3 protein-coding genes are annotated in these 5,276 nt (G+C 66.0%); 1 reads left to right on the top strand and 2 read right to left on the bottom strand.

What is annotated here, in order from left to right; translation table 11 throughout:
* Nucleotides 1–628: 628 nt before the first annotated feature.
* Both ACZIRK_RS44530 and ACZIRK_RS44525 read right to left on the bottom strand, forming a co-directional pair.
* On the bottom strand, nucleotides 629–2,575 hold the full coding sequence (locus ACZIRK_RS44530) for a molybdopterin biosynthesis protein (protein WP_474419768.1): 1,947 nt from the start codon (nucleotides 2,573–2,575) through the stop codon (nucleotides 629–631).
* Between the two features lie 8 nt (nucleotides 2,576–2,583).
* Nucleotides 2,584–3,696, bottom strand: a complete 1,113-nt coding sequence (locus tag ACZIRK_RS44525; protein WP_474419767.1) for a molybdopterin-binding protein — start codon at nucleotides 3,694–3,696, stop codon at nucleotides 2,584–2,586.
* A 177-nt stretch (nucleotides 3,697–3,873) separates the two neighbouring features.
* On the opposite strand from ACZIRK_RS44525, the gene ACZIRK_RS44520 reads away from it, so the two are divergent.
* Nucleotides 3,874–5,085, top strand: a complete 1,212-nt coding sequence (locus ACZIRK_RS44520) for an ABC transporter substrate-binding protein (protein WP_474419765.1) — start codon at nucleotides 3,874–3,876, stop codon at nucleotides 5,083–5,085.
* Nucleotides 5,086–5,276 lie beyond the last annotated feature (191 nt).

Raw genomic sequence — 5,276 nt, 5'->3', positions numbered from 1 at the left:
CCTGGTCCAAAGGTGATGCGCCTGGGCCTCGAAGCCTTCCGTCGCATCAAATACGGCACCACTTTGAGGCTCAAAAATGTGTGAATCGGATAGCCGGTCACCGGGGAGAGCACGAAGTAAGCCGTAACACCACCGCGCAGGGAAAGCCGGAATGCTTCGGTTGAACCTGTGGTCCTACCCCCGTGCTTTTTGTTGCACGGGACCCACGGGTGCAACCGGCACCCGGCTTTCCCTGCGCCCTCTGATCTCGAGGAGGGTGGAAAGTGACGCAAAGCTCGGGCGCATTGCGCCGCGAGAATGCGGAATCACGTCGGCTGTTGAATCACACGTAGGATGGGTAGAGCGAAGCGAAACCCATCATTCGCACCGCTTGCTCCATCGCGATGGGTTTCGCTTCGCTCTACCCATCCTACGGATCCGCTATTTGAAATTTGAATCGTGATCTCTCCTCCTGTCGTCCCGGGCTTGCGTGCCACGGCGAAGCCCCTTGGCGTAGCCGGGACCCAGGACCCATAACCACAGGCCTTTGTAATGTGCTCCGCTGCAACCGCTTGCTCCCGCCACAACACCTCCCTGTGGTTATGGGTCTCCGCTTTCGCGGAGACGACGGAGAGAGCGTCGTACCTCGCTACGCCGGGCGGAAACCCGCCTGCTCTAACGCCGCGCGGCTTTCGTCCGAGGCGAGCGCTTCGAGAAAAGCTTGCACTGCCGGGCGATGCTTGCGCGCTGTCACCAGCGCGAAGTCGTAATGCTCCTCCGCCAGCGGAATGAACCCGAGTCCGGACGCGTGCGCGACCGGTGCGATGGTCATGCCCCAGTCGGCGCGATGCTGGGCGACAGCGGCGGCGACCGCATTGTGCGAGCGCGGCTGATTCCAGTAGCCGTCGGGCCTGATACCGCCAAGCAGGCGATCGATCAGGATGCGCGTGCCGGCGCCCTGGTTGCGGTTGACCATGATGCAGGCGGAATCGGAGAGCGCGGCGCGCACCGCATCCTGCGCCGACAGGCCTTCGAAACGCTCATCGCCCTTGCGGAACACGATGCCCTGCATCCGCCGCCAGCCCGGCACGAGCTCAAGCCCTTCGGCGAGATAGGGCGTGTTGTAGGTCTCGCTCTTCTCATCGAACAGATGGATCGGCGCGAAATCGCATTCGCCGCGCTTGGCCGCCGCCAGCCCGCCGAGGCTGCCGACCGCGATCGAGCGCACCGACAGCCCGGCGCGCGCCAGCAGCGCGGTGACGAGATCGAGCCCGGTGCAATGGCTGCCGACAATGACCAGGTCAGGCACGCGCACATGCGGCGTGAACAGCGTCACCTCAGCCTCGGTGCCGACAGGCATCTGGTCGGCCAGCGCATCGATCTTCAGGAAGCCGTCGGCCTGCGCAAACGAGGTGATCGCGCCGGAGCCCTTGCCGGAGGGATAGGCGATCAGCCCTTCCGTACCTTCGACCAGCGACACCATGACGAACTCGGTGCGGCCGAGTTCGGAGGCGATCCGCACCGGCACCTTTGCCATCACCTTCGCATCCGAGCGCGGCGGCAGGCCCGCCATCCGCCGCAGCACCGGCACGATCATGTCGTGGAAGGTGAACATCGCCGAGGTCGGAAAGCCCGGCAGGATCACCACCGGCTTGCCGTCGCACACCGCAAGGCACAGCGGCTTGCCCGGCTTCAGCGCCACGCCATGCGCAATGATGCCGGGCTTGCCGAGCCGCGCGATGATGCGATGGGAGACATCGCCCGCGCCTTTCGAGGTGCCGCCGGAGAGCACCAGCATGTCGCTCTCGGCAAGCGCCTTGCGCATCGCGGCTTCAAGCTGCGCCTCGTCGTCGGCGATGGCACCGACGAAAACGGCATCGCCGCCATTCTCGGAGATCGCCGCGGTGACGATGGCGCCATTGGTGTCGTAGATCGCGGCCGGGCGCAGCGGCTGGCCCGGCTGCACCAACTCGTCACCAGTCGACAGGATGGCGACGCGCGGCCGCCGCGCCACATCGACCTTAGCGATGCCGCAGGCAGCGAGCATGCCGATCTCGCGCGAGCCGATGATGGTGCCGGCGCGCAGCAGCGTTTCACCGCGCGCGATGTCGGAGCCCGCGTAGGAGACGAATTGTCCGGGAGACGCGGCGCGGCGGATCTCGATCGCGCGCTGACCCGCGGGCTGCGTGTGCTCGACCATCACGATCGCGTCCGCCCCGCGCGGAACGGGTCCGCCCGTCGCGATCGAGGTCGCGGTATCAGACAGCACCGGCCGCGCCGGCGCTGTGCCGCAGGCGATGATCTCGTCGTTCAGCACCAGCCGCACCGGTGTAGACTCGCTGGCCCGCGCAAGGTCGGCGGAGCGCACCGCAAAGCCGTCGACATTGGAGCGGTCGAACGGCGGCACGTCGATCGGCGCGACGACGTCGTCCGCCAGCGCGCAGCCGAGCGCCTGCGCGAGCGGTCGTGTTTCGCTGGCGACCGGCCGCGGAAACAGCGCCGCTTCGAACCGCGCCAGCGCCTCCTCGCGCGACAGGATGGTCAGGAACTGGTCCTGCTCGACACTGTCGCGGCCCTTCGCAGAGCTATTGGTCATGTCGGAACTCATTCCCTCAACATATAGGCATCGATCGGCGTGCCCGCAGCAAATCCTTCGGAACCGCCGGGCACGACCAGAAACGCCTCCGCGCGCGCGATCGCATCGAGCGAAAGTTCGCCGACGGCGAGCGGTGTCCAGGCATCGCGCTGCCGCTCCAGCAGCACGAACTCGGCGATGCCGACGAGCGATGCGATCTTGCGCGACAGCGGCAGCGACAATGCCTTCCGCGGCTGCCGTCCGGTCAGCCGATCGAGCACCGGCAGCGCCAGCGCCCACCACACCGCAAACGCCTGGTCCGGCGCGCCGGGCAGCGCGACGACCGGTGTTGTTCCGAGCCGGCCGACCGCCGCCGTGCGGCCCGGCTGCAGGGCGATGCCATGAGCGATAACCTCGCCACGCGCAGCGAGCGCGCTCACCGCCGCATCGGTACGGCCGACGCCGCTCCCGCCGATGGTGATCAGGAGATCGCAGCCCGCATCCTCAAACGCGTCGACGATCGACTCGGCATCACGCGCCCCGGCCTCACGGCTGATAACCTCGGCGCCCGCGGAACGCGCGCTGTCCGCGACCAGGCTCGCGGTCGCCACCGCGCCCGGAATATTGACGATGTGCAATCGCGGCCGCCGCACCTTGAGATGTTCGATCCCGGCTGTGCGTGCGATCAGCAGATCACGCGGGAGCACGCGCCGGCCCGCCTCGGCAACACGACTCCCCTCGGCGATGTCCTGGCCCTTGCGCCTGACACCCTGCCCCGGGATCGCCTCGCTAAGCACCTGCGCAATCGGCCCGGCCACCTCGACCAGATCGGCATCGAGCACGCAGTCGCAGGCCGCGGGCATGGCGTCACCAGCTTCGACCCAGGCAGGCAGCATGGCTAATGGCAACGGCGAGTAGGAGGAGGCGCCGACCAGATCGTTGGCGCGCAGCGCCCAACCATCGGTGGCGGCAACATCATGCGGCGGATGCGCCGGCAACGGGGGCATCTCGGCCGCAATGCAGCGCAGCGCGTCCGCAAGCGGCAATTCGATCGGCTGCAGCGGCTCGAGCGCGCGGAATAGGGCGCTGAGCGCGGTTTGCAGCGGCGTAAGCGAAGCCGGCAGTCGCTGGGTCGTAACCATGGCCGGCCTGTCTACTGTATCAGGCGCGAAATAAACAGGTGCCGCCGAATGTTCCTGCTCCGAAAGGACGCGTTGACGCCGACCCCGAACCGGTTGCAAAAGAAACCAATTCAGCCGGGCCTACGTCCCGGAACAAGCAATAACGGCCTACGTGCCGGTCCAGGGAGAGAGACAAGAATGTTCGGTAAACCATTTTCCGTGCTCGCCACGCTGGCCGGCGCCATGTTGGCTTCAACGGCGGCACTGGCGCAAATCTCCGACGACGTCGTCAAGATCGGCGTGCTCACCGACATGAACGGGCCGGCGTCGACGCCGACGGGACAGGGCTCGGTCACGGCGGCGCAGATGGCGATCGACGATTTCGGCGGCAACGTGCTGGGCAAGCCTGTTACGGTGATCGTCGGCGACCACCAGCTCAAGGCCGATATCGGCGCCAGCATCGCGCGGCGCTGGTACGACGTCGATCAGGTCGACTTGATCGTCGACGTGCCGGTCTCCGCAGTCGGGCTCGCCGTGCAGAACGTCGCCAATGAGCGGAAGCGGCTGTTCATCACGCACTCGACGGGAGCGACCGATTTTCACGGCAAATTCTGCTCGCCCTATGCCATGCAGTGGGTGTTCGACACCAGGGCGCTCGCAGTCGGCACCGCGCAGGAGGTGGTGAAGCGCGGCGGCGACAGCTGGTTCTTCATCACCGACGACTATGCATTCGGGCACTCGCTCGAAAAGGACGCAGCGAGCGTCGTCACCAAGACCGGCGGCAAGGTGCTGGGGTCGGTGCGGCCGCCGTTTGCGACGCCCGATCTGTCGTCCTTCGTGCTGCAGGCGCAGGCCTCGAAAGCCAAGATCATCGGGATTGCCGGCGGGCCGCCCAACAACATGAACGAGATCAAGACCGCTGGCGAGTTCGGCGTGTTCAAGGGCGGCCAGCAGATGGCGGCGCTGCTGGCGCTGATCACCGACATCCATTCGTTGGGGCTGCCGACCGCGCAGGGCCTGTTGCTGACGACGTCATTCTACTGGGACATGGACGACAGGACCCGCGAATGGTCAAAGCGCTATTTCGCCAAGCTGGGCCGGATGCCGACGATGTGGCAGGCCGGCGTCTATTCCTCCGTGATCCATTACCTGAACGCGATCAAGGAGACCGGCACCGACGATCCCCTGAAGGTCGCGGCCAAGATGCGCGAAAAGCCGATCGAGGATTTCTTCGCCCGCAATGGCAAGCTGCGCGAGGACAACCTGATGGTCCACGACCTCTGGCTCGTACAGGTCAAGTCGCCGGAGGAATCGAAATATCCGTGGGACTACTACAAGACCCTCACCAAGATTTCCGGCGAAGACGCGTTCGGCCCCCCGGATCCAGCGTGTGGATTGGTGAAGAAATGAACTCCACCGTCGTCCGCGCGAACGCGGGGACCCATATGTGGACGGCCCCCGTGGCACAAGAGCTTTTGATGCGATCGGATGATCGCTGGCCAAGATGGGATGCGCGAGGCGAGCTCCAAACAACCTGGCGACCTGCTGGCGGCCAATGGGTCCCACGGAATGTCTCGCCTCGTTGATTGATCGATCGCTCC

The organism is Bradyrhizobium sp. Leo114, from assembly GCF_055229415.2.
Note: the sequence above shows the minus strand (reverse complement) of the source record. Positions and strands in the feature narration are given on the sequence as shown.